Origin of the sequence: Streptomyces sp. NPDC004542 (assembly GCF_040610035.1) — a bacterium.
In the GTDB taxonomy this organism is placed as follows: Bacteria; Actinomycetota; Actinomycetes; order Streptomycetales; family Streptomycetaceae; genus Streptomyces.
On sequence record NZ_JBEXLP010000018.1, the window covers coordinates 36359 to 60530 of the forward strand.

The 24172-nt window shown below is 73.1% G+C and carries 20 protein-coding genes; 6 read left to right on the forward strand and 14 right to left on the reverse strand.

Annotation, left to right across the window (positions count from 1 at the left end):
* Positions 1–24 precede the first annotated feature (24 nt).
* The 6 genes from ABZX30_RS13245 to ABZX30_RS13270 form a co-directional block, all read right to left on the reverse strand.
* Positions 25–1320: a glutamate-5-semialdehyde dehydrogenase gene (locus tag ABZX30_RS13245; protein WP_355932629.1), complete on the reverse strand. Its 1296-nt coding sequence runs from the start codon at positions 1318–1320 to the stop codon at positions 25–27.
* Positions 1321–1326: 6 nt separating this feature from the next.
* A complete protein-coding gene (locus tag ABZX30_RS13250; RefSeq protein ID WP_355932631.1) occupies positions 1327–2073 on the reverse strand; it encodes an SDR family oxidoreductase in 747 nt (248 codons plus the stop codon).
* Entirely contained in the window at positions 2070–2801 is a 732-nt protein-coding gene (locus ABZX30_RS13255; RefSeq protein ID WP_355932634.1) for an alpha/beta fold hydrolase, read from the reverse strand. The genes ABZX30_RS13250 and ABZX30_RS13255 overlap by 4 nt, the downstream gene beginning before the upstream one ends.
* Positions 2801–5959 (reverse strand): amino acid adenylation domain-containing protein, encoded by a 3159-nt coding sequence (locus ABZX30_RS13260; RefSeq protein ID WP_355932636.1) that lies wholly within the window; start codon positions 5957–5959, stop codon positions 2801–2803. Before ABZX30_RS13260 ends, ABZX30_RS13255 begins: the two co-directional genes overlap by 1 nt.
* Entirely contained in the window at positions 5956–6210 is a 255-nt protein-coding gene (locus ABZX30_RS13265) for a phosphopantetheine-binding protein (protein WP_355932639.1), read from the reverse strand. Before ABZX30_RS13265 ends, ABZX30_RS13260 begins: the two co-directional genes overlap by 4 nt.
* Positions 6211–6537: 327 nt before the next feature.
* Positions 6538–7848: an MFS transporter gene (locus ABZX30_RS13270; RefSeq protein ID WP_355932641.1), complete on the reverse strand. Its 1311-nt coding sequence runs from the start codon at positions 7846–7848 to the stop codon at positions 6538–6540.
* Positions 7849–7989: 141 nt separating this feature from the next.
* Between ABZX30_RS13270 and ABZX30_RS13275 the strand changes: the two genes are divergently transcribed.
* Positions 7990–8562, forward strand: a complete 573-nt coding sequence (locus ABZX30_RS13275) for a CGNR zinc finger domain-containing protein (RefSeq protein WP_355932643.1) — start codon at positions 7990–7992, stop codon at positions 8560–8562.
* 400 nt (positions 8563–8962) lie between these two features.
* Here ABZX30_RS13275 and ABZX30_RS13280 read toward each other — a convergent pair whose 3' ends face one another.
* Positions 8963–11383: a condensation domain-containing protein gene (locus ABZX30_RS13280; RefSeq protein ID WP_355932646.1), complete on the reverse strand. Its 2421-nt coding sequence runs from the start codon at positions 11381–11383 to the stop codon at positions 8963–8965.
* Between the two features lie 283 nt (positions 11384–11666).
* Between ABZX30_RS13280 and ABZX30_RS13285 the strand changes: the two genes are divergently transcribed.
* On the forward strand, positions 11667–13223 hold the full coding sequence (locus tag ABZX30_RS13285; RefSeq protein ID WP_355932649.1) for an amino acid adenylation domain-containing protein: 1557 nt from the start codon (positions 11667–11669) through the stop codon (positions 13221–13223).
* Between the two features lie 113 nt (positions 13224–13336).
* Here ABZX30_RS13285 and ABZX30_RS13290 read toward each other — a convergent pair whose 3' ends face one another.
* The 5 genes from ABZX30_RS13290 to ABZX30_RS13310 all read right to left on the reverse strand — a co-directional run bounded on the left by ABZX30_RS13290 (position 13337) and on the right by ABZX30_RS13310 (position 17401).
* Positions 13337–14257, reverse strand: a complete 921-nt coding sequence (locus ABZX30_RS13290; RefSeq protein ID WP_355932650.1) for a LysR family transcriptional regulator — start codon at positions 14255–14257, stop codon at positions 13337–13339.
* 164 nt (positions 14258–14421) lie between these two features.
* Positions 14422–15015, reverse strand: coding sequence for a TetR/AcrR family transcriptional regulator (locus tag ABZX30_RS13295; RefSeq protein ID WP_355932652.1), 594 nt, complete (start codon positions 15013–15015; stop codon positions 14422–14424).
* Between the two features lie 178 nt (positions 15016–15193).
* Complete coding sequence (locus tag ABZX30_RS13300) at positions 15194–15964, reverse strand: glucose 1-dehydrogenase (protein WP_355932655.1); 771 nt, start codon at positions 15962–15964, stop codon at positions 15194–15196.
* A 20-nt stretch (positions 15965–15984) separates the two neighbouring features.
* Positions 15985–16683, reverse strand: a complete 699-nt coding sequence (locus ABZX30_RS13305) for an HAD family phosphatase (RefSeq protein WP_355932658.1) — start codon at positions 16681–16683, stop codon at positions 15985–15987.
* A 61-nt stretch (positions 16684–16744) separates the two neighbouring features.
* A complete protein-coding gene (locus ABZX30_RS13310; protein WP_355932660.1) occupies positions 16745–17401 on the reverse strand; it encodes a ScbR family autoregulator-binding transcription factor in 657 nt (218 codons plus the stop codon).
* A 297-nt stretch (positions 17402–17698) separates the two neighbouring features.
* Between ABZX30_RS13310 and ABZX30_RS13315 the strand changes: the two genes are divergently transcribed.
* The 4 genes from ABZX30_RS13315 (at position 17699) to ABZX30_RS13330 (ending at position 22286) form a co-directional block, all read left to right on the forward strand.
* A complete protein-coding gene (locus ABZX30_RS13315; protein WP_355932663.1) occupies positions 17699–18637 on the forward strand; it encodes a ScbA/BarX family gamma-butyrolactone biosynthesis protein in 939 nt (312 codons plus the stop codon).
* 696 nt (positions 18638–19333) lie between these two features.
* Complete coding sequence (locus tag ABZX30_RS13320; RefSeq protein WP_355932783.1) at positions 19334–20368, forward strand: bifunctional DNA primase/polymerase; 1035 nt, start codon at positions 19334–19336, stop codon at positions 20366–20368.
* Positions 20365–21888 carry a phage/plasmid primase, P4 family gene (locus ABZX30_RS13325; RefSeq protein WP_355932665.1) on the forward strand — a complete coding sequence of 508 codons (1524 nt, stop codon included), beginning with the start codon at positions 20365–20367 and terminating at the stop codon, positions 21886–21888. The genes ABZX30_RS13320 and ABZX30_RS13325 overlap by 4 nt, the downstream gene beginning before the upstream one ends.
* The gene (locus ABZX30_RS13330; protein WP_355932668.1) at positions 21885–22286 is read left to right on the forward strand and encodes a DUF6009 family protein; all 402 of its coding nucleotides are present in this window, start codon (positions 21885–21887) and stop codon (positions 22284–22286) included. The genes ABZX30_RS13325 and ABZX30_RS13330 overlap by 4 nt, the downstream gene beginning before the upstream one ends.
* 142 nt (positions 22287–22428) lie before the next feature.
* Here ABZX30_RS13330 and ABZX30_RS13335 read toward each other — a convergent pair whose 3' ends face one another.
* Together ABZX30_RS13335 and ABZX30_RS13340 are read right to left on the reverse strand one after the other, a co-directional pair.
* Positions 22429–22977: a hypothetical protein gene (locus ABZX30_RS13335; protein ID WP_355932671.1), complete on the reverse strand. Its 549-nt coding sequence runs from the start codon at positions 22975–22977 to the stop codon at positions 22429–22431.
* Between the two features lie 492 nt (positions 22978–23469).
* Positions 23470–23655, reverse strand: a complete 186-nt coding sequence (locus tag ABZX30_RS13340; protein WP_355932786.1) for a DUF1737 domain-containing protein — start codon at positions 23653–23655, stop codon at positions 23470–23472.
* Positions 23656–24172 lie beyond the last annotated feature (517 nt).

Consider the following 24172-nt stretch of genomic DNA (forward strand, 5'->3'; position numbering starts at 1 on the left):
GAAGGTCCGGGGTCAGGGACGGGGTCAGGGGCGGGACGCGGTGAGGGGGCTGCGCAGCGTGCCGCGGGCCTCGACGACCCAGCTGTGGGTGACGAGCGAGCCGAGGGTGACCGGGCCGCGCACGTGCATGCGGCCGGTGCTGATGGAGATCTCCGAGCCGAGGCCCAGCGTGGGGCCGTCGTGCAGGCGCAGGGAGCCGTTGACGACGATCGCCGCGGCGTCCACCCGGCGGGTGAACTCCTCGGTGACGCCGCCGTCCCGGGCGAGCACGCCCTCGGTGTGCCCGGAGCCGTGCCGCCGGATGTGGGCCACGGCCTCGTCCAGGCCCTCGACCGCGCGCACCCCGATCGTGGCGTCGAGGAACTCCCGGCCGAGGTCGTGCTCCCGCAGCTCCTCGATCCGCCAGGGCCGGCCGTCGCCGCCGGCCTGCGCGGCGGGCCGCGGCACCCGCGGGTCGAGCCGCACCGTCACCTGCCGGCCGCCGCGCTCGGCGGCGCGCAGCACCGCGGCCACCAAGTCCGCGGCGACCTCGGCGTCGACGAGCATCATCTCGGCGGTGTTGCAGGCGGTCGGCTCCGGCAGCTTGCTGTCGAGGGCGACCTCCGCGGCGAGCTCCAGGTCGGCGCTGCGGTGCACGTAGACGTGGTTGACCCCGCCGCCGCTGGCGATCACCGGGATCGAGGAGGCGCCGCGGCAGTAGTCGATGAGGGAGGGGCTGCCGCGCGGGATCAGCACGTCGACGGCGTCGGGCCGCTTGAGCAGGGCCCGCAGCTGCGCCCGGTCGGGATCGTCGAGGACGGTGACCAGGTGGGCCGGGAGCCCGGCGGCCTCCAGGGCCTCGCGGGCCACGACGGACAGCGCCTCGTTGGTGCGGGCGATCTCCTTCCCGCCGCGCAGCAGCACGGCGTTGCCCACCGCGACGGGCAGCAGGGCGCCCTCCACGGTGACCGTGGGCCGCGCCTCGTACACCATGAAGACCACGCCGAGCGGCTTGGGCGTGCGCAGCCGCACCCCCCAGTCGCCCACCGGGACCCCGGTGTCGCGGGCGGTCACCCCGGCCAGTTCGCCGAGGACGGCTTCGGTGAGCCGCTCCAGCCCGCCGAGGTGGGCGTCGGTCAGCCGCAGCCGGTCGAGCAGGACGGGGGACAGGCCGCGCCGTCCGGCGCGGGCCAGGTCCTCGGCGTTGGCCGCGAGGACCGACGGCCAGTGATCGGCCAGCCGCTTGGCGAGTTCACGGCAGTAGCGTTCGTAGGCCGGGTCGCCGGTCGGCGGTGCGGCCGCCAGGGCGGCACGCGCGGATGTCAGAATCGCGTCGGTCATGATCTCCTACCACATGAACTGGCCGCCGTCGACGATCAGCTTCTGGCCGGTGACGTAGCCGCCGAGCGGGCCCACGAGGTACTCGAGGGCGTCGGCGATGTCGTCGGGGGAGCCGATGCGTCGTTGCGGGATCTCGGACAGGACGGCGGCGCGGTGCCGGGGCTCGTTCAGCCGGAACCGGGTGACGAGCTCCTCGGTCTCGGTCATCCCGGGGATCAGGCAGTTGACCCGGACGGTGGGCGCCAGCTCCAGCGCCAGGCACTTGGTGAGCTGCAGCAGCCCCGCCTTGGCCGCCGCGTAGTTGACGCCGTTCGGCCGGGGCCGGATGCCGGTGGTGGCGCCGATGTTGACGACCGTGCCGCCGCCGGCGGCGAGCATGGCCGGGGCGAGGGCCTGGGTGAGGTGGAAGGGCCCGGACAGGTTGGTGTCCAGGACCCGCTGCCAGTCGGCCGGCGTGAGGTCGAGGAACGGGCGGTCGATGTTGATGCCGGCGTTGTTCACCAGCACGCGGGGCGTGCCGTGCGCGGCGAGGATGTGCCGGGCCGCCTCGCGCACCGAGTCGCCGTCGGCGACGTCGGCCCGCACCGCGATCAGGCCGTGTGCGTCGGCGGCCGCCCGGGCCGCTTCCTTGTCGGCCCGGTAGAGGGCGACGGTGCGGTGGCCGAGGCGCACCAGGCGCCGGGACAGGGCGAGTCCGATGCCGCGGGTGCCGCCGGTGACGACGGCGAGCGGGCCGGGACCGGGGCCGGTCATCGGGCGTACTCCTCGGCCGGGGTGGTCAGACGGGCCAGGAACGCGTCCAGGTGCCCGAGCAGCGCGGACCGGTGGGCCGGCTCGAACACCTCGAAGTGCCCGCAGTCGACGGTGCGTACGGTCAGCCGGTCGGCGAGCTGCTGCCAGCGGGCGACCTGCCGGGCGCGCTGGGAGCCCGCGCACGCGATCAGCAGCGCCGGCCCGGTGCCCCGCACCTCGATGCGGTGGCCGGCACTGGCCCGGATGTGCGCGAACGCCGTGGCGCGCGCCCTTTCCGCGTCCCCGCCGCCGCCCAGGTGGCCGACGGACCGCTCGACGGCGGCCGCCAGGTCCGCCCGTACGGCCTCGCCGACGGTCTCCCGCTCGGGGAAGCTGTCGATGAGGACGACGGCGGGCGCCGGCCCGTCCCCGGCCAGCCGGGCCGCCAGCTCCCAGGCGATGACACCGCCGAGCGACCAGCCCACGAGCAGGCCCGGCCGGCGCGGCAGTGAGGCCACCAGGCCGAGGTACCTGCGGACCATCTCCGGGACGCTGTCGTCGGGCCGCTCGCCGGGCAGCAGTCCGTCGGCGCGGATGCCGTGCACCCCGCCGTGGCGGGCGAGCCGGCTCGCGACACCGAGGTACTGGGCGAGCCCGCCGCCCGCCGGGTGCACCAGCAGGCTGTCCAGCGGGCCCGGCCGCCTGGCGAGCGGGACGAGCAGACGCGTGTCGGGGGCGAGAGCGTCCATCAGACACCGCCCCGGGCCTGCGCGATCCACTCGGCCTGGGCGCGAATGGTGGGGTCGCGGAAGAAGTCGAGGAGGGGGATCTGCACGCCCTGCCGCTCCTCGATCAGGGCGCGCGCGGTCATCACGTTGAGCGAGTGCGCCCCGTACTCCAGGAGCGAGCGGTCCACGGGGACGTCGGCGCGGCCGAGCAGCTGCCCCCACATCTCCTGGAGCCAGGCCTGGAGCGTGTCCTCGGCCGTCGTGACGGCCCCGTCGTTCGAGCGGGCCTCCTCGCGGACGGCCTGCTCCGCCTCCCTCAGCAGGGCCGGGCGGTCCACCTTGCCGTTGCGGGTGAGGGGCACCGAGGCGACCGCGAAGACCCGCGCGGGCACCATGTAGCCGGGGACCGCGTCGGCCACCCGGCGCCGTACGTCCTCCGGCCGCGGCGAGCGGCCGTCCTCCGGCACGAAGAACAGCACCAGCTGCCGGCCGGCCCCGTCCCCGAGGACGGCGGCCACCGCGAGGCGTACGTCGGGGTGGGCGGCGGCCGCGGTCTCCAGTTCGCCGAGCTCCACCCGGTAGCCGCGGATCTTGACCTGGTCGTCGTCGCGGCCGAGGAAGACCAGCGTGCCGTGCTCGTCGCGCAGCACCTGGTCGCCGGTGCGGTACATCCGGGCGTCGTCCCGCCCGCCGCGCGGGTCGGGCAGGAAGCGTTCCGCGGTGCGCTCGGGGTCGTTGACGTACCCCCGCGCCGGGCAGGCACCGCCGAGGTACAGCTCACCCGGCACGCCGAGGGGGGCGAGGTGGCCGGTGCCGTCCACCACGTGGGCGGTCACATGGGTGATCGGGCGGCCGATCGGGACGTGGGCCGGCCACCTGCCGGCGCCGGCGGTGAGCCGGTGCGTGGTGACGGCGTGGGTCTCGGTGGGGCCGTAGAGGTTGACCAGGGTGATGTGCGGCCGGTCGGCGAAGAAGCGCCGGATGCCGTCGTCGAGCAGGAGCTGCTCCCCCGAGACGCACAGGTGGCGCAGCCGGGGCAGGTCGTCCCCGGCGTCCTGGGCGGCCCGGGTGAAGGGGCCGAGCGCGGCGACCGGGAGGTAGACGTGGGTGACCGCGAGCGCGCTCACCCGGGCGAGCACCGCGGGCAGGTCCCGGCGGTCGGCCGGCTCGCGGGAGACCAGGGTCCCGCCGGCCACCAGGGTGGGCAGGATCTCCTGGAAGGAGACGTCGAAGCCGAGGGGGGCGTACTGGAGGAAGCGGGTCCGCTCGTCCATCTCCAGCGCGTCGAGCTGCCAGGCGGTGAGGTTCACCAGCGGGCCGTCGCCCATCAGCACGCCCTTGGGCCGGCCGGTGGAGCCGGAGGTGAACATGATGTACACCCCGTCCGTCCCGTCGCCGTCACCGGCGGGTTCCGTCTCCCGCGGTGGGTCGCCGGCGCCCGGTCCGGTCAGCTCGTCCAGTGCCACCACCCGGGCTCCGTCGACCGCGCCGCGGCCGACGACCAGGCGGCAGCCGGCCTTCTCGGTCATGTACGCGAGCCGCTCACCGGGCAGGGTCAGGTCCAGCGGCAGGAACACGGCGCGCCGGTCGAGCGCGGCCAGCACGGCCACGACCGTGTCCACCAGCGTCGGCGTGGTCAGGCCGACCACGGTGCCGGGGCCCACCCCGTGCCGGGCCAGCCCGGCCGCGGCGCGGCGGACCAGCGCGTCCAGCTCGCCGTAGGTCACGCGCCGGCCGTCCTCCTCGACGGCGCTCGCGTCGGGCCGCCGGGCCAGCCCCGCGCGCACCCAGCGGCGCAGGCCGCGGTGGGGCGGCCGGCGCCAGTAGCCGTCGTGGGCGTGGGACTCGGCGAGCGAGGCGTCCTCGAAGAGCTCGGCGAGGACCGTACCGGGACGTTCGACGGCCCGGGCCAGCAGGCCGGTCAGCGAGTCGGCCAGCGCGCGGACCAGCGGCTCGGGCAGCAGCTCGCGGTCGTGCTCCAGTTCGAGCAGCCAGCCGTCGGGTCCGGGGGTGACGCCCAGCCAGAGGTCGAACTTCGCGGTGCCGTTGCCGTGCTCACGCACCCGGCGGACGACGGAGCCGGGTTCCGTGCCGGTGGCGTCCTGCAGGGCGAGCATGCAGGAGAAGACGGGATTGCGGTTGGTCGAGCGGTCCGGTTCGACGAGGCGCACGACGCGGTCGAAGGAGAGGGCCGCGTTGCTCTTCACCCGGTCCGCCTCGGCCTGGACCGTCTCCTTGACGAAGACGTCGAAGCGCTGGTCCCAGGGGACGTCGACGACGAGCGGCAGCGTGTTGACGAAGAAGCCGCACAGGTCGAGGGAGCCCAGGGTGCGGCGGGCCAGCACCGGGCTGCCGAACACCACCGGGGAGGTGGCCGAGTGCCGGGCGAGGAGCGCCGCGTAGGCGGCCGAGAAGAGGACGAACGGGCTGACACCGAGCGCCGAGCACAGCTCGTCGAGGGCCCGGGAACGCTCCGGGGACAGCCGGATCTCGCGGCGCGCGCCGGTGAAGGCGGTGGCGGCGGGCCGGTTCGGGCGGGGGTGGAGGACGGTGGCGGGCACCGCGCGCAGCCGTTCGGCCAGTTCGGCGGCCGCCCGCTCGACGTGTTCCTCGCCGGCGGCGGACAGCTGTGCGGCCAGCTCCCGGCACAGGGCCCGTTCGCGGGCGACACGCACCCGGTCGACGTCGAGCTCCCCGCGTACGGCGGAGGTGAGGTCGCGTACGAACTGGCGCAGCGAGAAGCCGTCGAAGACGAGGTGGTGCACGACCAGCAGCAGCGTCGAGCGGGAACCGTCGCCGGTGCGCAGCAGGGCGGCCCGCAGCAGCGGGGGCCGCTCCAGGTCGAAGGCGTGGCCGCCGAGTTCCGCCAGCAGTTCGGCGCGCCGCCGGGCGAACCGGCCGGCGTCCGTCGAGGCGACCCGCAGCGGGGGCTCGTCCGGGACCGCGCCCAGCTCCGCGTGCGGGGTGGGCCTTGTCCGTACGGCGAGCCGCAGCGCGGGCTGGACGGCCAGGACGGTGGTGAGCGCCGACCGGATCGCCCCGGGGCCGAGCGCCGGGTCCAGTTCCAGCTCGGCCACGACGTTGTACAGGTGCGGAACCGGTACGGTGCCGTGCACGACGAGCAGACCCTGCTGCGCCGCGGTCAGCGGCAGGGTGGCGAGCTGGGGCGCGACGGTCATCGCACGCTCTCCGCCGGGGCGAGCAGGCCGCGCAGCCACCGCTGGAGGTCGCCGACCGTACGGACCGCGGCGAGGCCCGTCGGATCTATCTCCTGGTCCGGGTCGGGGATCAGCTCACTGGCGATCCGCACCACGGACAGTGAATCCAGTCCGACCTCGGCCAGCAGGGAATGATCGTGGAAAGGCACGCGTACATACCTCCTGACCACCGAAATGATGTCGCCGCCGGTCATGTCGTCCGTACGGTTCATTACGCAGACTCCTCAGGCAATGGTCACTGTTCATGACGCATGGGAGATGATTGAGGAATTGCCGAGAAGTGGTCAAGGAAGGAATGTCTTCGTCATCGAGGGAGTCGATGGGCGGTCGCTTTTCGCAGGGCCTATTGAATTTCCTGATCGGGATGATGAGATCAAGACGCCCCAACGCGGAGAAGAGGAAGCCGGATTATCGGCTTCCTCTTCTCTGTGTTCTCCGTGTTCCTCGTGTTCCTCGTGTTCCTCGTGTTCCTCGTGTTCCTCGTGTTCTTCGCGCCGCGGCGCGTTACGGCCTCCGGCGCGGGAGCGCGCCGCGGCGGGTCACGCCCGCTCCTCGCCGAACGCCTCCGCGAGGGCGGGGCGGGTCAGGACCCGCAGGAAGGGGATGACGGTGACGGCGACGGACGAGGCGAAGACCAGGAACGCGAGCCGCAGGCCGAGCCACTCGGCGAGCAGCCCCATCACACCGGCTCCGACGGGCATGGCGCCCCAGCTGAACAGGCGGCCCACGGCGCTGTAGCGGCCGAGCATCGCGTCGGGCACGAGGCGCTGCCCGATCGTGCGGGCATTCACCGTCCACAGGGTGCCGCCCATGCCCCCGGCGAAGGCCGCGGCGGCGACCGCCCAGAGGTCGGTGGTCAGCCCGGGCACGGCCATCATCGCGAAGGTGCCGGCCAGGTCGGCGAACATCACCCAGCGGCGCCCGAAGGCCCGGTTCACCCAGGTGACGGCGAGGGCGCCGGCCAGGCCGCCCACGCCCAGCGCGCTCAGCACCGCCCCGTACGCGCGGGGGCTGAGGTCCATCACCTCGGTCGCGAACAGCGGCATGAGCGCCAGCCAGGCGCCCCAGCAGGCGCACAGGACGGTCAGGATCAGCGACATGGTGCGCAGCAGCACGTGCTGCCACAGGTAGCGGAACCCGCCGGCGATCTGCTGGTTGACGCTCCCGGCGGCCTGCGTCGCCGAGCCGTCCTCCCGGGCGGCGCGGAACCGGCCGGCGAGCAGCAGCAGGACCAGCGCGGCGGCCAGGTACGACACCCAGGTCACGCCGAGGGCGACGCCCGTGCCCGCCGCGAGCAGCAGGCCGCCGACGAAGGGACCGCAGAACTCGTTGCAGACCGTCTCGGCCCCGGCGATCCAGGCGTTCGCCCGCTCCCGGCCCTCCGCCGGGACCAGGGCCGGGATCAGGGCCGACGCCGAGGTCAGCGCGATGACCTCGGCCACCCCGAGCACCGCGCCGACGGCACAGAGCACGGGGATGGTGATGCCGCCGGCCGTCGCGACCTGGACCAGCGCGCCGAGCGCGAGCAGCCGCAGCGCGTTCGCGCCCCACAGCAGGCGCCGGCGGTCGGCCCGGTCGACCAGGACGCCGACGTGGAGGGCCACCAGCAGCCAGGGCAGGGACAGGGAGAGCGACACCGCCGACACCTGGGCCGGGGAGCCGGAGGCGCGGGTGGCGAGGAGCGGAAGGGCGATCTTGGTGACGCCGTCCGCGAGGTTGGTGATCGCGGTGAAGACCAGCAGGACGAGGGTGTTCCGCGCGCCGCGCCGCGCCGTGGTCTTCCCGGCGGGCGGCGCCGCGACCGCCGCCCGCGTCTGCGCGGGCACGGCATCGAGGGTTTGCTCGCTCATCACTCTTCCCCTAACCGCCTAACGGCTTCACCGGTTATCCCGAGGGGACGAGTCTGGCACGGGACGGGCCGGGTTCGCTACCCGGCAAAGCTGTTAGCCGGTTATCCGATGTAGGCTGGGGCTCTTCCGAGGAGGTGGCCCGTGCTCGACGCCCCGGCACCAGCCCAGCTGATCGAGGCCTTCGCCAACACCGTCGACGTGGAACTCGGCACCGACGAACTGGACAGCCCGAGCAGGCTCTCCGCCTGGCTCGTCGACCGCGGCCTGCTCGACGGCGCCCGCCGGATCAGCGCCGAGGACCACGCCCTGTGCCTGCGCCTGCGCACCGGCATCCGGGAGGAGCTGGGGGCCAACGTCGGCGACAGCGCCGACGCGACGCTGCTCGCCGGAGCCGACGAGGCACTGCGTGAACTGCCCGTGCTCATCACCGTCCGCGGCGGCACCGAGGACCGCGGCGTCCTGTCCCCCGCCCCGGACCTGACCCCGGTCAGGAAGGCCCTGGCCGGCCTCGCGATCGCCTGGAGCGAGCTGCTCATCACCGGTGAGGCGGCCCGGCTCAAGCGCTGTGCCGAGCACGCCTGCGCCTGGGTCTTCTGGGACGTCTCCAAGAACCGCAGCCGCCGCTGGTGCTCGATGCGCGTGTGCGGCAACCGGGCCAAGGCCCGCCGGCACTCCGCGAAGCAGGCCGCCGCGGCCGCGGACCGGCCGGCCTGACGAGGCCGGCCGGCCGCGAGCCCATGCGGCGGGGCCGGCACACGCGAAGCCTGCCGGCCGCCGGGGATCACCCCGACGGCCGGCAGGCTTCGGCGAAACGGCCGCACACGCGAAACGCCCGGCTGGGAAACCCCAGCCGGGCGTTCCGCGTGCACTGCTCGCGGCCCGATCGGACCGGCCACATGGTGCGACGACCACCGGGAACCACCCGGTCCGCCGCGCCGCCCCACCCGGGCGGCTCACCGCGCCGCCCCACCGCCCGGGTTCTCCCGAACAGCCGGGCCGCACTGCCACCCAGCGGAACGGCCGCCTCACCACCGGGCCGGCCGGAAACCGACTCCGCCCGCGCACCCCCTCCGGGTTCCAAGCCCGCCGGCTCCGCGCTCGCCGCCCCCTCCGGTCAGCGCGCCAGGGCCGGCAGCAGTGTGGCCGCGAGCCGCGCGAGCCGGCGGGCGTGCTCGCCGCGCAGCAGCGCGTAGTGGTCGGTGGGCAGCCGCACCGTGCTCGGCTCGCCCGTGAACAGGCGCCGCCACCGCGCCACGTCGTCGTCGGTCAGTTCGGCCGCCACCAGCAGCGCCGGGGCATCGACCACGCCCGCGCCCCGGTATCGGGCCATCGCCGCCACATGCCGGGTGTGCAGCCCGTACCGGGCGTGCAGCGCCTGCGACGGCGCCTCGCCCACGGTGGCCCGCAGCAGCGCGGCCAGCGTGTCGATCCCGCGGTCGGCCCGGCGCCCCAGCCGCAGCCGGTCCGGCCGCACCGCCGGGTCCGCGGCGTGCAGCGCGCCCCGCGCGAACGCGTGGAGGTCGTCCCGGTCCTCGTCGGAGAGCCGGCCGGGGACGGGCGGGTCGAGCAGCAGGAGCGGGGGGCAGGCCAGTCCGCGGCGCCGCAGCCCGGCCGCCATCGCGTGGGCCAGCAGCCCGCCCATGGACCAGCCGCCGAGCAGATCCGGCAGCCGCTCGCCGCCGAGCAGGGACTCGAGGTACTGCTCGGCCATGTCCTCGACGGTCGTCGCGCCCGTGCCGTCGTCCTCGCTGACGGTCACCCGCCAGTCGGCGGGCAGCGCGTCGACCAGCTCACGGTAGGGAACCCTGCCCACACCCGCGCCGTGCACCAGGTGCAGATGCGGACCGCCCGGCGCCCCGCCGCGCAGGGTCACGGGGCCGTCGCCGCGGACGGCGGCGGGGCCGCCGTCCGGCGCCCGCCCGGCGGGCGGCGCGAGCAGCTGGGCCATCCGCCGGGGGGTCGGTTCGTCGAGCCACTCCGCCACGTCCAGCTCCCGGCCGGTGTCCGCCTCGACCAGGGCGACGAGTTCGAGGGCCTGCAGCGAGTACCCGCCCGCCTCGAAGAAGTCGTCGTCCATGCCCACGGCCGTACCGAGCACGCGCCGCCAGTGGGCCAACAGGCCGGTGTCCGGCCCGGCGGAGGACGCGCGCCCGGCCGCCGGGGCCGCCCGCCGCGGCGCGGGGACGCCGGCGACGGCCCGGGAGGCCACGCTCAGGCCGCGCACGGTGCCGCCCGGGGTGGCCGAGGCGGTCAGCACGTGCTGGAGGTCGCGCAGGAAGGTCCGTACGGTGCTCTCCCGCAGCTGGTCCGTGTCGTACTCGAGCTCCAGGACGGTGTGCTCCGCCTCCTCGAAGATCCCGACGAGGAGCTGGCAGCGCGCGCTGGTCGACGGGCTGGGCAGCAGCCGTGCCGGTCCGCCGCCGAGCGACAGCCCCGAGCCGATGCTGCCGTGGTGGGTGACCAGCACGGGAGGCGTCGAGCCGAGCGCCGCCCGGTCCTCGGCGGGCAGCCCGGCGAACACCTCGGAGAAGCCGACGTGCTGGTAGGGCAGGCTCTCCCACAGGCCGTCCCGGGTGCGGACGACCACGTCGTCGAAGCCGTCGTCGTCGCTCACCTCGTCCGCCAGGAGCACCGCGTTGGCGCAGTAGCCGACCCGCCGCTGGTCCTCGGGGGTCAGCCGGTTCGCGACGACGACGCCGAGCGCGGTCCGCCCCACCGCCCCGCCCCGCGCCAGCACCGTACGGACCGCGGCGAGCTGCACCGCGAAGGCCGTGCAGCCGGCCCGCTGGGCGATCTGTGCGACGGCCGCCCGGGCGTCGTCGGACAGCCGGTGCCGCAGTCCCGCCCCGGACGAACGGGCCGGCGGCCGCTCGGACCCGGAGCGGTCCGGCACGAGGGCGGCCGCCCTCGCCCCGCGCAGCCGTCCGCTCCAGAACGCGCGGTCGCCCGCGGCCTTCGCGTCAATCCGCTCCCGGCTGCCGAACTCCCGGTACGGCACGGCGGGTTCCGGGAACACCTCCGTGCCGGTCACCCGGGGCCCACGGTCGCGTACGGCCTCGTAGGCGACCCGCAGGTCGTCCACCACCAGCTGCATCGCCCAGCCGTCGAGGACCGCGTGGTGCACGGTGATCAGCACCTCCTCGACATCGCCCACGGTGACGTGCACGAGCCGGGCCAGCGGCACGGACTCCAGCTCGAAGGGCGTCGCGTGGAACCGCGCGGCCACGTCGTCGAGCAGTGCCCCGGGCGCGCGGTCCGCCGGCGGCTCGCTCCAGCCCACCTCCTGCGGCGCCGCGTCAGCGGCGGGGTGGACGAGTTGCGTCACGGTGTCACCGCGGCGCGCGAACGACGTCCGCAGGGCCTCGTGCCGGTCCACGACGAGCTGCCAGGCGGCGGCCAGGACCGCAGGGTCGAGCCGCGTGACCCTGAGCCGCCAGGTGAGGTTGTAGAGATCCTTGCGCTCGGCGCGGTGCTGAATCCACCACAGGGCTTCCTGAGCGGGTGAACTGGGGAGTTCTACGGGTGCCGATGTCATGGGTCCTCACCGGTGAAGGGATTCGGGTGCCCGCAAAGGAGAGGGCAGCGGTGATTCTCGCCGCGCACCGGCGCGCACGACAAACAGGGAATTCAGGATCTCTATCGCCGTGCGCCCGCCGGTGCCCGCACTCTTGACCCTTTTCGACTGCCTGCCCATACCATTCCTCCGACGCCCCGATATGCATTTCCATTCATTGTCGCGAGGCCGAGAAGCCGAGAAGCCGAGAAGCCGAGAGCTGTTCCCGCGTCGTGCGACGCGTCACGGAAGAGGACCGGACATCATGAACGCCACCTGGACCATGTACGACTGGTTCGCCGCCTCCGTCGCCGAGCACGGCGACCGCCGGACCGCACTCGAAGTCGCCGGGGAGCATCTGACCTACGCCGAACTCGACGCCACCGCCCACCGGCTGGCGGGCGAACTCGTCGCCGGGCACGGTGGCGTCCCGTCCCGGGTGGGCCTGCTGGCGGCCCGCAGCACGGCCGCCTACGCCGGATACCTCGCCGTCCAGCGGCTCGGCGCCACGGTCGTCCCGCTCAACCCGTCCTTCCCGCCGGCCCGCAACGCCACGATCGCCCGCGACGCCCGCCTGGACCTCGTGATCGCCGAGGAGGACGCGCCGGGCCACGCGGACCTGCCCGTCCCGGTGGTACGGCTGTCGGCTCAGCGGATGGCGGCGCTGCGCACCGGAGCGGTGCCCGAGCTGCCGGCGTCCACGGCCGGACCCGACGACCTCGCGTACATCCTGTTCACCTCCGGCTCGACGGGCCGGCCCAAGGGCGTGCCCATCGCGCACCGCAACGTCTCGGCCTATCTGGGCCATGTCATCCCGCGCTACGAACTGGGGCCTGGTGCCCGGGTCTCGCAGACCTTCGACCTGACCTTCGACCCGTCGGTGTACGACATGTTCGCCGCGTGGGGCTCCGGCGCCACGCTCGTCGTGCCCGGCCGCAAGGACCTGCTGTCGCCGGTGCGGTTCGTGAACCGGATGCGCATCACCCACTGGAACTCCGTCCCGTCCGTGGCGTCCATCGCGCTCCGGCTGCGCGCCCTGAAGCCCGGTTCCATGCCGACGCTGCGCTGGAGCCTGTTCTGCGGCGAGGCCCTGATGCTGACCCACGCCGAGGCCTGGCGGGCCGCGGCCCCCGCCTCCACCCTCGAGAACATCTACGGCCCCACCGAGATGACCGTGACCTGGACGGAGTTCAGGCTGCCCGCCCGCGGCGAGGACTGGCCCCGGCCGGCCAACGGCACGGTGCCCATCGGCACCCCCTACCCCGGGCAGGAGCACCTCGTCGTCGGCGAGGACGGGCGCCCGGCCCCCGACGGCGAGCTGTGCGTGCGCGGCTCGCAGCGTTTCCCCGGCTATCTGGACCCGGCCGACAACATCGGCAGGTTCCTGTCCTTCGACGGCGACCGGGCCGTCCCCTACGACGGCGCGCGGCCGCTGACCGCCGCGCACTGGTACCGCACGGGCGACCGGGTGACCACTCTCGACGGGGAACTCGTGCACCTCGGGCGGCTCGACCACCAGCTCAAGATCCGCGGCTACCGGGTCGAACTCGGCGAGATCGAGTCCGCGCTGCTCGCCCAGACCGGCGTCGTGGAAGCCGTCGTGGCCGCCGTGCACGGGCCGGACGGCGAGGTGGAGCTCGCGGCCGTGTACACCGGCTCCACCCGGGACACGGAGGGCCTGCTCGCCCGGCTGCGCGAGCGCCTGCCCGCCTACATGGTTCCGAGCAGCCTCACCGCGCTGGACGCGCTGCCGCTCAATGCGAACGGCAAGGTCGACCGCGGGGCCCTGACCGCCCTGCTGCCCGCGCCGACCGCGGCCTGATCCGTCCGGGCGGGCAGGAGAACGGCCGGGTTCCCCGCACGGGGGCCCGGCCGTCGGCCGTGGGCGTCCCGCGCCGGGCGCGCCCGGGCGGGGGACCGGCGGCACCCGCACGGTCAGCAGGCCGCCTGCGGCGACAGTCCGGCGGGCGTGTCCGACTCGGCCATCACCTGCCGGGCCGTGCCGAGCACCGTGTGGAACACCGAGTCGTCGCCGAGGCCCCGACGCCACACGCACTGGGAGTACACGGCGAAGGGCGGCCGCCAGTCGACGCACCGCAACTGCCCCAGCCCGAGCTCCTGGGCGACGGTGACGGTGGGCAGCAGCGCCATGCCGATGCCCTCGCCGACGCTGCGCTTGACCGCGTCGACGGAGCCGAGGACGAGGATCCCGCGAGCCGCGACGCCCGCCTCGGCCAGCGCGGCCTCGAAGCCCCGCTGGTATCCGCTTCCCCGGTGGGCGCAGGCCACCGTGTGGCGGGCGAGGTCGGCGGTGGCCCGCACCGTGCGGCCGGCCAGCGGGTGCGCGGGGTGGGCCACGAGGCTCAGGCTCTCGGGGCGCAGCACCAGGTGGTTGACGTCGGTGGCCGTGGTGCGCGGGCCTATGAAGAACGCGCAGTCGACCTGTTCCTCCCGCACGAGCCGCACCGGGTCGTCGTCCAGGGTCCGCAGCGACAGGTCCAGGTCCCGGTGTCTGAGGTGCAGGTACTCGATGAGCGGGACCAGGCGGTAGGTGACGATGCATTCGGTGGCCCCGATCAGCAGCGTCTCCGGGGCGTCGGCGGGTCCGGACACCGACTGCTGGGCCAGTTCGCTGAGGTGGACGATGCGGCGCGCGTAGCGGTGGAGCCGGCGTCCCGCGGGGGTGAGCCGGGCTCCTGTGGCCGTACGGTGCAGCAGCGGTGTCTCGAGCGTCTGCTCGAGGGACTTGATCCGGGCGGTGACCGTGGGCTGGGCGAGCCCGAGGATACGGGCCGCCTGCGTGAAGCTGCGGTACTCGGCGACCGTCAGGAACGCGCTGAGATGCTTGATGTTCATCCGTCAGCTCACACCATCTTCGAGTCTGGATAGTCGATGCGATGCCGCGCTGCGCCGAACGGTGCTGAGGCGCCGGCTGACGCCACCGTACAGAACGTTCGCTATGTTTTTCTAGGGGGGGAATGACGGCTACCGCTTCCTGTGCCCGACGGGAAGGGGCCGGCCTACCGGGCCGCGGCACCCCGCAGAACCAGCTGCCACATCAGTTCCACCTGGTCGGCCAGGCTCTCGGCGCCACAGACCGTCGCGACGCCGCCCGTCCGGACCGTCGACTCCACCCCGCAGAGCAGGTACACGACCATGGTGGTGAGCGTCTCCGGACACCCCGCCGACCCCAACTGGCCGTCCGCTCGCGCCCGTTCCAGCAGGTCACGCACGGTGGGCAGCCAGCACCGCGACCACTGCTCCGTCATCCCCGGCTGCTCCCGGGCGACCCGTGCCGCGGCCCGCACGGTGACGTCCCGCTCGAGGAGTCCGGCGAGCGCCACGGTCAGGTCGATCGCGGCGCGCAGCCGCGGCGTGCGGGCCGACAGCGTCCGGTCGACCACCGCGGCGACGCTCGCCGCGCCCTCTTCCCCCACCGCCTCGGCCAGTGCCCTCTTGGACGGGAAATGGAAGGTCAGGGCCCCCATGGAGGCATGCGCCACCTCGCAGACCCGGGACAGCGTCGTCCCCTCGTAGCCCGACCTGTCCATCTCGAGCGCCGCCGCCTCGACGATCCGGGCCCGTGTGCGTACCGCTCGCTCCTGCTGCCCCATGCGTGTCCTCCTGGTCCTGCGATCATCGCTGTGCCGAAGATGCCACCACCACCTTTGTCTAAGCAAAGCGATCGTTCTTTATGCTTTACTTTCGGACAAGCGCTTTCTGGCTATTCGAGAGGGATGTGGGGCGCACCGTGCGGGCGCACCGCGTCCCGACGCGGTGCGCCCGGGAGGCCTACACGGCGGTCGAACCGCCGTCGACCGCCATCGCGGCCCCCGTGACGAACGACGACCGGTCGCTGCACAGCCACGCCGCGGCCTGCGCCACCTCGTCGGGCCGCGACATCCGCCGCTGTACCGAGTCGGCGAGGAAGACCTCCTCCAGCTCAGGTCTGGCCGCGATGACCTCGTCCATCATCTCGGTCCGGGTGGCACCCACGACGAGGGCGTTGACGCGGATGCCCCGTCGCCCGTAGTCGAGGGCCGCCGCCCTCGTCAGGCCGATCACCGCGTGCTTCGCGGCGACGTACGCCGCCGAGGCGCCGGTGGCCTTCAGCCCGGCGACGCTGGAGGTGTTCACCACGGCGCCGCGGCCGGAGTCGAGCATCGCCGGTATCTGGTGGTACAGGCAGTTCCACACCCCGCGCACATTGACGTCCATGGTCCGCTCGTACGCCTCCGCGTCCATCTCGTGGAGCGGGACCCCCGCCGTGGCGTGACCGGCGTTGTTGAAGGCGGCGTCCAGCTTGCCGAACGTGTCCACCGCCGTCGCCACGGCCCGGCCGACGTCGCTCGCCACGGTCACGTCGCCCGCCACCGCGGCGGCCCGGCCGCCGGCGCGCCGGATGGCCTCCACGAGGTCGGTCAGCCGTTCCTTCCGGCGGGCCATGAGGACCACGGCCGCCCCCTCGTCCGCGAACAACCGGGCGGCGGCCGCACCGATCCCGCTCGACGCTCCGGTGATCATGGCTACCCTGCCGCTCAGCAGCTTCCGCTCGTCGCCCATGAGCCGCTCTCCCCCTCGCCTCACGCCGGCCACACGGTGCCGGCGGCGGCCTCGGCGTCCAGTGACCGCAGCAGCTCCTCGTCGACGGCGTGCAACGAGTCCACCACGTGCCGCGCCCCGGCCTCGCGCATCAACTGCCGCTGGAAGCTGTGCTCGAAGCGGCTCGGATGACCGATGAAGGGCATCCCCAGCCCCCTGGCCGCCTCCGCGACCGTCGCGACGTCGTCGATCACCAGCACCTGGTCGTGCTTCAGGCCGAAATGCTCGGTGGCGATCTCGTGCAGACCCGGCCGGAAGGCGTCGGTGCAGATGTAGCCGGGGTCGTCGAACAGGTCGGCGTGTTCACCGAGGAACGTGTCGAAGTGGCTCTTGTCGAGACCTCCGTAGCAGACGGTGCGCAGGCCCGACTCCCGGAGTCTGGCGACGAGTTCGAGCGCCCCGTCGTTCACCCGCACCGGGTGCTCGGCGACGTACCGGGCGCGCTCCTCGAAGTACGCCTCGAGCGCCTCCTCGCCGGTCATGGGCTCGTCGACCGCCTCGGCGAGCAGCCGGCCCGCGACCGAGCGGGGCCGGGAGAAGATGCTCCGCTCGATCTGAGCGGTGTAGGCGCAGCCGCGGCTCACCAGGAAGTGGTGGATGACCGGGCTGAAGGTGTCGCCGAGCATGACGCCGTCGATGTTGACCGCGCCGAGGCGCAGGTGTGTCAGACCGTGGACCATGTCTTCTCCCCAGTGGATACGGATCTCGCGGTACTCGCTGCGCTCGTGGGGGCCGGCTCTCTCAGCCGTTCCCGGCGTCCCCCTGCACCCGGCCGAACGACGCGGACGCCGCGGCCCGCAGGAGTTCCTTCGCGCGTGCCTGGTGCACTTCGGTCCGGGCGATGACGGCGGGCACGGCGATCCCCGGCAGCAGCAGGCGCCACATCCGGACGACTCGTTCACCCAGGTCCTCCCGCCCCTCGCTCGCCACGGCGGAGTAGGTTTGCATGCCCGTACACGCCTCGACAACGAACTCGGCGAGTTCTTCGGGGTCGACGCCCGCCTGCAACTCGCCCTTGGCGGCCGCGACCCGCAGGCAGTCGGCCATTATCGCGCCCCAGTCCCGGTAGGGCTTGGCGTCCCGGATCCCGAACGAGTTCTGTTCGCTGGTGAGCCGCACCCCCGCCCTCAGCAGCGGATCCGTCCTCAGCTGCTGGGACCAGGCCAGGGTGATGTCGACGAGCCGCTGCAGTCCCTCGGACTCCAGCCACGGGACGATCGACTCCGGCTGCGCGTTCATGACCGCGCGGGCGAGCTGTTCCTTCGACTCGAAGTGGAAGTACAGGGCCCCGGCCGTGAGCTGGGCCCGCTGCAGGATGTCCTTGATGCTGGCGCCGGCGAAACCGGACTCGTCGAACACCTCCGCCGCCGCTCGGAGCAGGAGATTCCGAGTCTGCACTCCACGTTCTTGCTTTGCCTGACGAGCCACCGGCACCTCCTAGCGAAACCGAACACTCTTTACGGTAACGACTCCTGCTCCCGGATCAGGTGGTTCTCGAGGAATATCTCAGTCCGCTTGCTCGTAAAGTCGGAATTGACCCGATCCATGATCCTAATTCTTGACCAATACATTACCTCACTTTACCTTTTCTTGGAGGAAAAACAAAACGAGCGCTCTCTATATTGTCGGCGGCACCTGTTCCTGCCGCATCCCGCACGTCACGCAAAGGCCAACCACATCCCAGGGGGGATCAGCATGCTCGTGACTGCCCTGCCGCCGAGAGCCGTCGCGCGTCCGTCGGCCGCCTTCGTCAGCCGCCGGTACGTGCACAAGACGGCCTCGTCCGAGGTGCTGCTGACCGGCCTGTCCCCGGCCGGTGCGGACCGCTTCCACCTCACCGCGCGGTGGCCGTCGGAGCACTCCTTCTACGGCCCCAAGGGCGGCTTCCACGACCCGATGCTCATCGCCGAGTCGGTCCGCCAGGCCGTGCCGCTGCTCAGCCACGTCGCCTACGGAGTGCCCTTCGGGCACCGCCAGTCATGGAGCAGCTTCTCCTACGAGGTCGACCCCGTCGCCCTGACGTTCACCGGGGCCGGGGCCCACCTCGACCTCCACGTCACCTGCTCCGAGGTGGTCCGCCGCGGCGGCCGGCTGGCCTCGCTGCGCATGCAGGTCGACCTGTTCGTCGACGGCCGGCCCCTGGGTGTGGCGGAGTCCAGGTTCTGCGATCTGGCCCCCGCCGTCTACCGCCGTCTGCGGGGCCCCTACGCCGACGCCGCCCAGGCCGCCCGGCACGCCGTCCCGCTCGCACCCCCCGTGGAACCGGCCCGGGTCGCCCGCACCCGCCCCGCCGACGTGGTGCTGTCGCCCACCGGCTCCCCTCTGCGCACGCACCTGCGCACCGTCCTCTCCCACCCCATCCTCTTCGACCACCCCGTCGACCACGCACCGGGCATGCTGCTCCTCGAAGCCGCCCGCCAGACCGCCCACGCGACGGTCCACCCACGCCCCATGCTCGCCACCGGCCTCGACGCCGTCTTCACCCGGTACGTCGAGTTCGACGCCCCCTGCGAACTCGACCACGTGCCGCCCGCGCCCTCCGGGAACGGTCCCGCGCTCGTCCGCGTGCAGGCCACCCAGAACGGCACCAGCGCCTTCGCGGCGACCGTCGCGATGACGCCCGCACTCCCGTGACGTGACGTGACGCGAAGAGACCCCGCCCCCGGTGTCCCGGGAACGGGGTCTCTTCGTGCGGAGCGCCGGGCAGGCCTTGCACCTGCATTTCCCCGCAGGAAGCGGGGCGTCTTTCCTTGGACCACCAACGCATCGAGCTCCGCCCGCTGTTGGGGCGGCGACCTCAAGATCTACTCTACACCTTCCCGGGGCGGCCCCGGACCGGGGCCGGTCCTCGTGAGCGGCCCCACCGCACGGCCCGGCCGTTCTCGGCCGCGACGTCACACTCGCCCCGCGGACGCCTGACACACCCTCTCCGCACCGCGGCGATTCAAGTCCGGGTATGTGAAGGCGTTCGCGCGTGCGGGTACGTGTCATACAGGCTGCCCTTCATACGTTTCATTCGCTCTGGTTCCAGAACCCCGCCTGACCAGGCCTTCTTTCGATGCATCTGACACCCTTTCGATGCACCTCACACCGGCGACTCCTCGGTCGCGGCCCTCTCGGCCGCGTCGCTGCCGTCTCCTCGGTGAGCCGGCCGACACGTCCCGCACCGTGTTTCACCCGCGCTTCCACCCTCTGGGCAGGACGTTCGCTAGTCTGTGTCCGTCATTGAGTCGCTTCGGTCGCTGATAGGGGGTGCGGGTGTCCGCTGAGCTGCAGTTTCCCCACAGCGACTCAAGGTCCCTGCAAGCCGGAGCCGGCCGCTCACTGGCCGTGGCCCGCTGGTGCGCCCGCCGGGGCTGGCCTGTGCACCCCCTGGCACCCGGCCGCAAGACCCCTACCGCCAACTGCGCCGACTGCCGGACCACCCCGCACAAGCCGGCCGCGTGCCCGTGCCTGCCCGCGGGCCGCCCCTGCCACGGGTTCTACGCCGCCACCCTGGACCAGCGACGGATCGACCGCTGGTGGGGACAGCATCCGGACCTCGGGGTCGGGGTCGCCTGCGGCCCCGCGAGACTGGTCGTGATCGACATCGACGCGCACCATGCCGAACTGCCCGCCCTGGACCGTCTGCTGCCGGGTATTCCGATCGCGGAGCACGTCGACCTCTCCGGGCTGGAGAACGGATTCCACAGCCTCGCCGTCCTGGCCGCGCTGCGCGGCCGGCCCAGTCCCGCCGACGACGACACCACCTTGCGGGTCAGAACGCCCTCCGGAGGCATGCACGTCTGGTACCGGGCCACGGACAACCGCCGCTGGCAGTGCTCGGCCGGTTCCAGCGCGGGCCGGGCCCTGGCCTGGCAGGTCGATGTGCGGGCGCACGGCGGGTACATCGTCGTCCCCGGAACGAGGACCGCGCAGGGCGACTACACCGCCGTCGGCGACGTCCGCGAGCCGGCGCCGCTGCCGGGCTGGCTGGCCCAGGAACTGGAGCGCACCGGCCACCTCCCGGCCCCGAACATCCCCGCCCCCCGCCCCGTCCCGCCCCGGGCCCAGCAGGCCGTTGTCGCGGCCGGCGGCGGGCGCCGACACCTGTCCCAGACCCTCGCCACCGTACTCGCCCCCGTCCGGGCCTGTGCGCAGGTCCCCGAGGGCGCGGGCTTCTCGGACGCGCTCAACCGCGCCGCCTACACCCTCGGCGGGCTGGTGGCGGCCGGCCGGATGAACCGGGAGGAGGCCGAAGCGGCCCTGCGCGAGGCCGCGGCCGTCGCCCGTCCCGGCCAGGAGAGGCGCTCGGAGCAGATCATCCGCAGTGGACTCGACGCCGGCCTCGGCAGGCCTCTGTTCGTCCAGGGGAGGCGCCCGTGACGTCGCCCCGGAACGAGACGCTCTTCGACTTCGACGCCGCCGCGGTCGCCGCCCAGATCCGCAGCCAGGGGCACGTCCCGTTGCCCGCCCAAGGGGACGGGGACCGCGCGGTGGCCGCCGTGGGCGCCACCGCCGCCGGGCTGCTGCCCGACACGCTCTCCGACCGGGGCAACGCCAAACTGTTCGTCAGGCTGTACGCCAACGACTACCGGCACGTGCCGGGCATCGGCTGGTACCGCTGGGACACCACCCGCTGGCAGATCGACGAGGACGACACCGTGCTGTGGGCGGCCGGAGACCTCGCGGAGAACATCGCCACGCACGATCCGCGCGGCCTGCTCACCAGTCAGGCACTGCAGCAGCACAGGCGGCGCGCACTGTCCACGACCGGTATCAACGCGATGCTGACGCAGGCGAAGTCGGCCCCGGGCATGGTCCTCAACGCCGCGCTGCTCGACGCGGACCCCTACGCGCTGTGCACGCCCGACGGCATCGTCGACCTGCGGACCGGCGTGGTGAAGACACCGGATCCCGACAAGGACTTCCACTCCCGCTCGACCTCCGTCGGGCCGGCGCACGTCGCCACCCCCCGCTGGCACCGCTTCCTCTGCGACACCTTCGGCGAGGACGAGGAGGGCAGGGAGATGATCGGCTACCTGCAACTCCTCCTCGGGTACTCCATCACCGGCGACGTGGGTGGCCAGGTCCTGCCCTTCCTCTTCGGTTCCGGCAAGAACGGCAAGTCGGTCCTGCTGGACGTGCTGATGAAGCTCCTGGGCGACTACGCGGACGCGGCCCCGCCCGGCTTCCTGATGTCCCGCCCCTACGAGGGCCATCCCACGGATCTCGCCGAGCTCCACGGCCGGCGCGTCATCGTGTGCAGCGAGGTGAAGCCGGGAGACCGCTTCGACGAGGCCCGGGTCAAACTGCTCACGGGCGGCGACCGGATCAAGGCGCGCCGGATGCGGCAGGACTTCTTCAGCTTCCAGCCGACGCACAAGCTGTGGCTGCTGGGCAACCACCGCCCCGAGGTCGGAACCGGGGGGTTCGCCTTCTGGCGGCGCATGCGCCTCATCCCGTTCGAGAGAGTGGTGTCCGACGACCGGAAGATCGACAACCTGGCCGACATCCTCGTCACCGAGGAGGGCCCCGGCATCCTCGGCTGGCTCATCGACGGCGCCCGCCGCTACCTGGTGGGCGACCGCGACCTCACCGGCCCCGAGCGGGTGCGTATCGCCACCACCGCCTATGCCGAGACGGAGGACCACACCGGACGCTTCTTCGAGGAGTGCTGCTCCCTCAGCCCCGGGCTACGGGCGGAACAGGCGGGCCTGTACGCGGCCTACAGGTCGTGGTGCCAGAATGAGGGAGCACCCCCCCTGTCCTCGAGGGCGTTCGCGGCACGCGCCCGTGAACTGGCAGGCCTCGCGTCACCCAAGGAGATGATCCTGTCCAACCAGCGTAAGTACTACCCGGGTATCGGACTGCTCACCGACGAGGAAAGGGAAGCATCCGCATGAGCTCCCTGATCACCGAGGACGAGATCAGCCACGAGTCCGAGATCGTCTGGCTGGAGGACATCGACGACCTGGACTACGTGCGTCAGAGCCTCGACCGGCTGCCCTCCCGCCGTGGCAAACCCGTCTACCACCGTGACGGGAGGATGGTCGGTTACGCCCTGCTCGGCGCGGCGGCGAAACCGTCACGGTCCTCCGGCACCTTCCGCCGCCGGGTCTTCTGGCTGCTGCCGCACGATCGCGACGCCGATCCCTCGGGCCTCTACGCCAAGGGCGCGCCGGCCGAAGCCGTGGATCCCCGTACGCTCGCCGCGCGGGTCAAGGGCTACAAGACGGAGCGCTCCGAGGGCGGGCCCCCCTCGACCGCGATGCGGGAGCTCGGCATAACGCTCCCCCTGTGACGCCGACCCGACGCGCCGCACCGCGTGCCGCGGCCGGCTGAAGGGCGCTGCGCGCCCGCCTGTGCCGTGGCGCCGCCCGGTGCGTGCGGGACGGGCGGCAGCGGACGGTGCGGTGACCTCTCAGCGGGCGTCCTCGCCCGGATCAGCCGGCGTCCTCGCCCGGAGTCACGACGGTGTACATCACCGAGCGGCCCTGCTTCTGCCGTTCGATGAGCCCCTTGGCGACCAGCCCCTCCAACGTGTTCCGCACGACCTGCGGCGTGGGAACGCGCTCAGGGTGCGCGGACATCAGCTCCTCGCGCAGTTCCGCGGCGTGACGCGGCTCGGCGTGCCCCTTCAGCAGGTCGAGCAGGAGGTCCTTGAGGAGCGGACGGTGATCCTTGCCCGGCCGGCGCGACCCTCTGCCGGACCGCTTGGCTTCCGGCCGCCTCGGCCGGGGCGTGGCGGCCCGGGTGGCCGGGCCGGCGGACGAGACATGTGAGGAGGAGGTTTCCTCGCCCTGTGCCTGCTCGGGCACCATCGCCGAGTCCTCGGCCAGAGTGAGGATGTTCATCAGCAGCCTCTCCTCCTGCCGGAGGGTGTCCAGGCGGGCGGTCAGGTCCTGCTGCTGGCGGCGGTTCTCTTCCAGGTCCGACGCGGCTTGCTCGATGTACCGCGACCGCACCGTGGCGCCGGCTGACTTGTTGGGCACAGCCCTCTCTCCCTTGTGTGTGGATGACCTGCTGCGTCGTACCCACGGGACCGCGTCGCGGCCGATCGCGATGGAGCGATGGAAGGTTCCCGGGGACACCGGACAGCAGTGTCCCCGGACACGATAAGGGAGATGGTGCGTTCTGCGTCATACGTATCTGCGGTGGGGTCTCCTGCCCGTCCGTCCACCGTCTCGTTGCCGACCGGCTCCAGGGCACCGGTGCCGCCCCCGGGGCGCACACCCGCTACCGGAGGTGAACCGGACGGCCTGCCGTCTCGTGGCAGTCATCGACACCCTCGATCGCCGACGCCGACGCCGACGCCGACGCCGACGCCGACGCGGGCCGCGACGCCGAAGCCGGCTCCGGCGGCCGGGCACGGGCACCTCTCACCGCATGTGACCGCGGTCAGGCTTCGACGCGGCGCCCGCCGCACATGTACGTGTGTACTCGCCGCCCGGGTCGGCCTGCGCCTGCGCGCACAAGTCCCGTTGCTACGGCAGTCCCGGCCAGACCAGGGCCTGAGCGACGATGACGTTCTCCCCGTCGAAGGTGACGGCGGGGCCTTTGTGCAGTTGATAGCCGAGACTCATCGCTTCGCTCACACGTCGGCAGAACGCGGCATCGTCTGGACCGGTCAAAACCCGGTACATGGGCAGTCCGTCCGGTGGTGTGCTCATGAGGACAAGGTTCTCACCCGCGGCGCTTCCGACGGCACCAGGGTCCTGCTGCCACAGGGCGGGCATCCTGGCCGCGGTCTCGACGGGGACGCCACAGCGGTTGTGCGGCTCGGCGATGGTGTCGACCTGGTAGCGGGTCCATTGAGTTCCATGTCCGAGGTTGATCACCTCCGCTTGCGGCTCCGAGGTCCGCCTCCTGGGCTCAGCGACCGGGGAACCCTTCGGTCGCTGAGCCCAGGAGGCTGCGAAACCACAGGTCAACGCCTCTATGTCGCCGAGGAAGCGACTCAAGCTACCCAAGCTCGGCCATAGCGCCGTGCATGGACCACCGGTTCCCCCGCCCCGCCGGGCGCGCATGACCGCACCGGGCCGCCCGCGGCACCCGGCAGCGTGACCGGGACGGTCAGCACCGGCCGGGCACGGAACGACCTCGTGCTGGACGGAGGCACGGCGGCCGTGCTCGGCGCCCCGGTTCGACGACGTCGTTGTCGAGACGGCGCTGGGTCAGTCCGGCGGG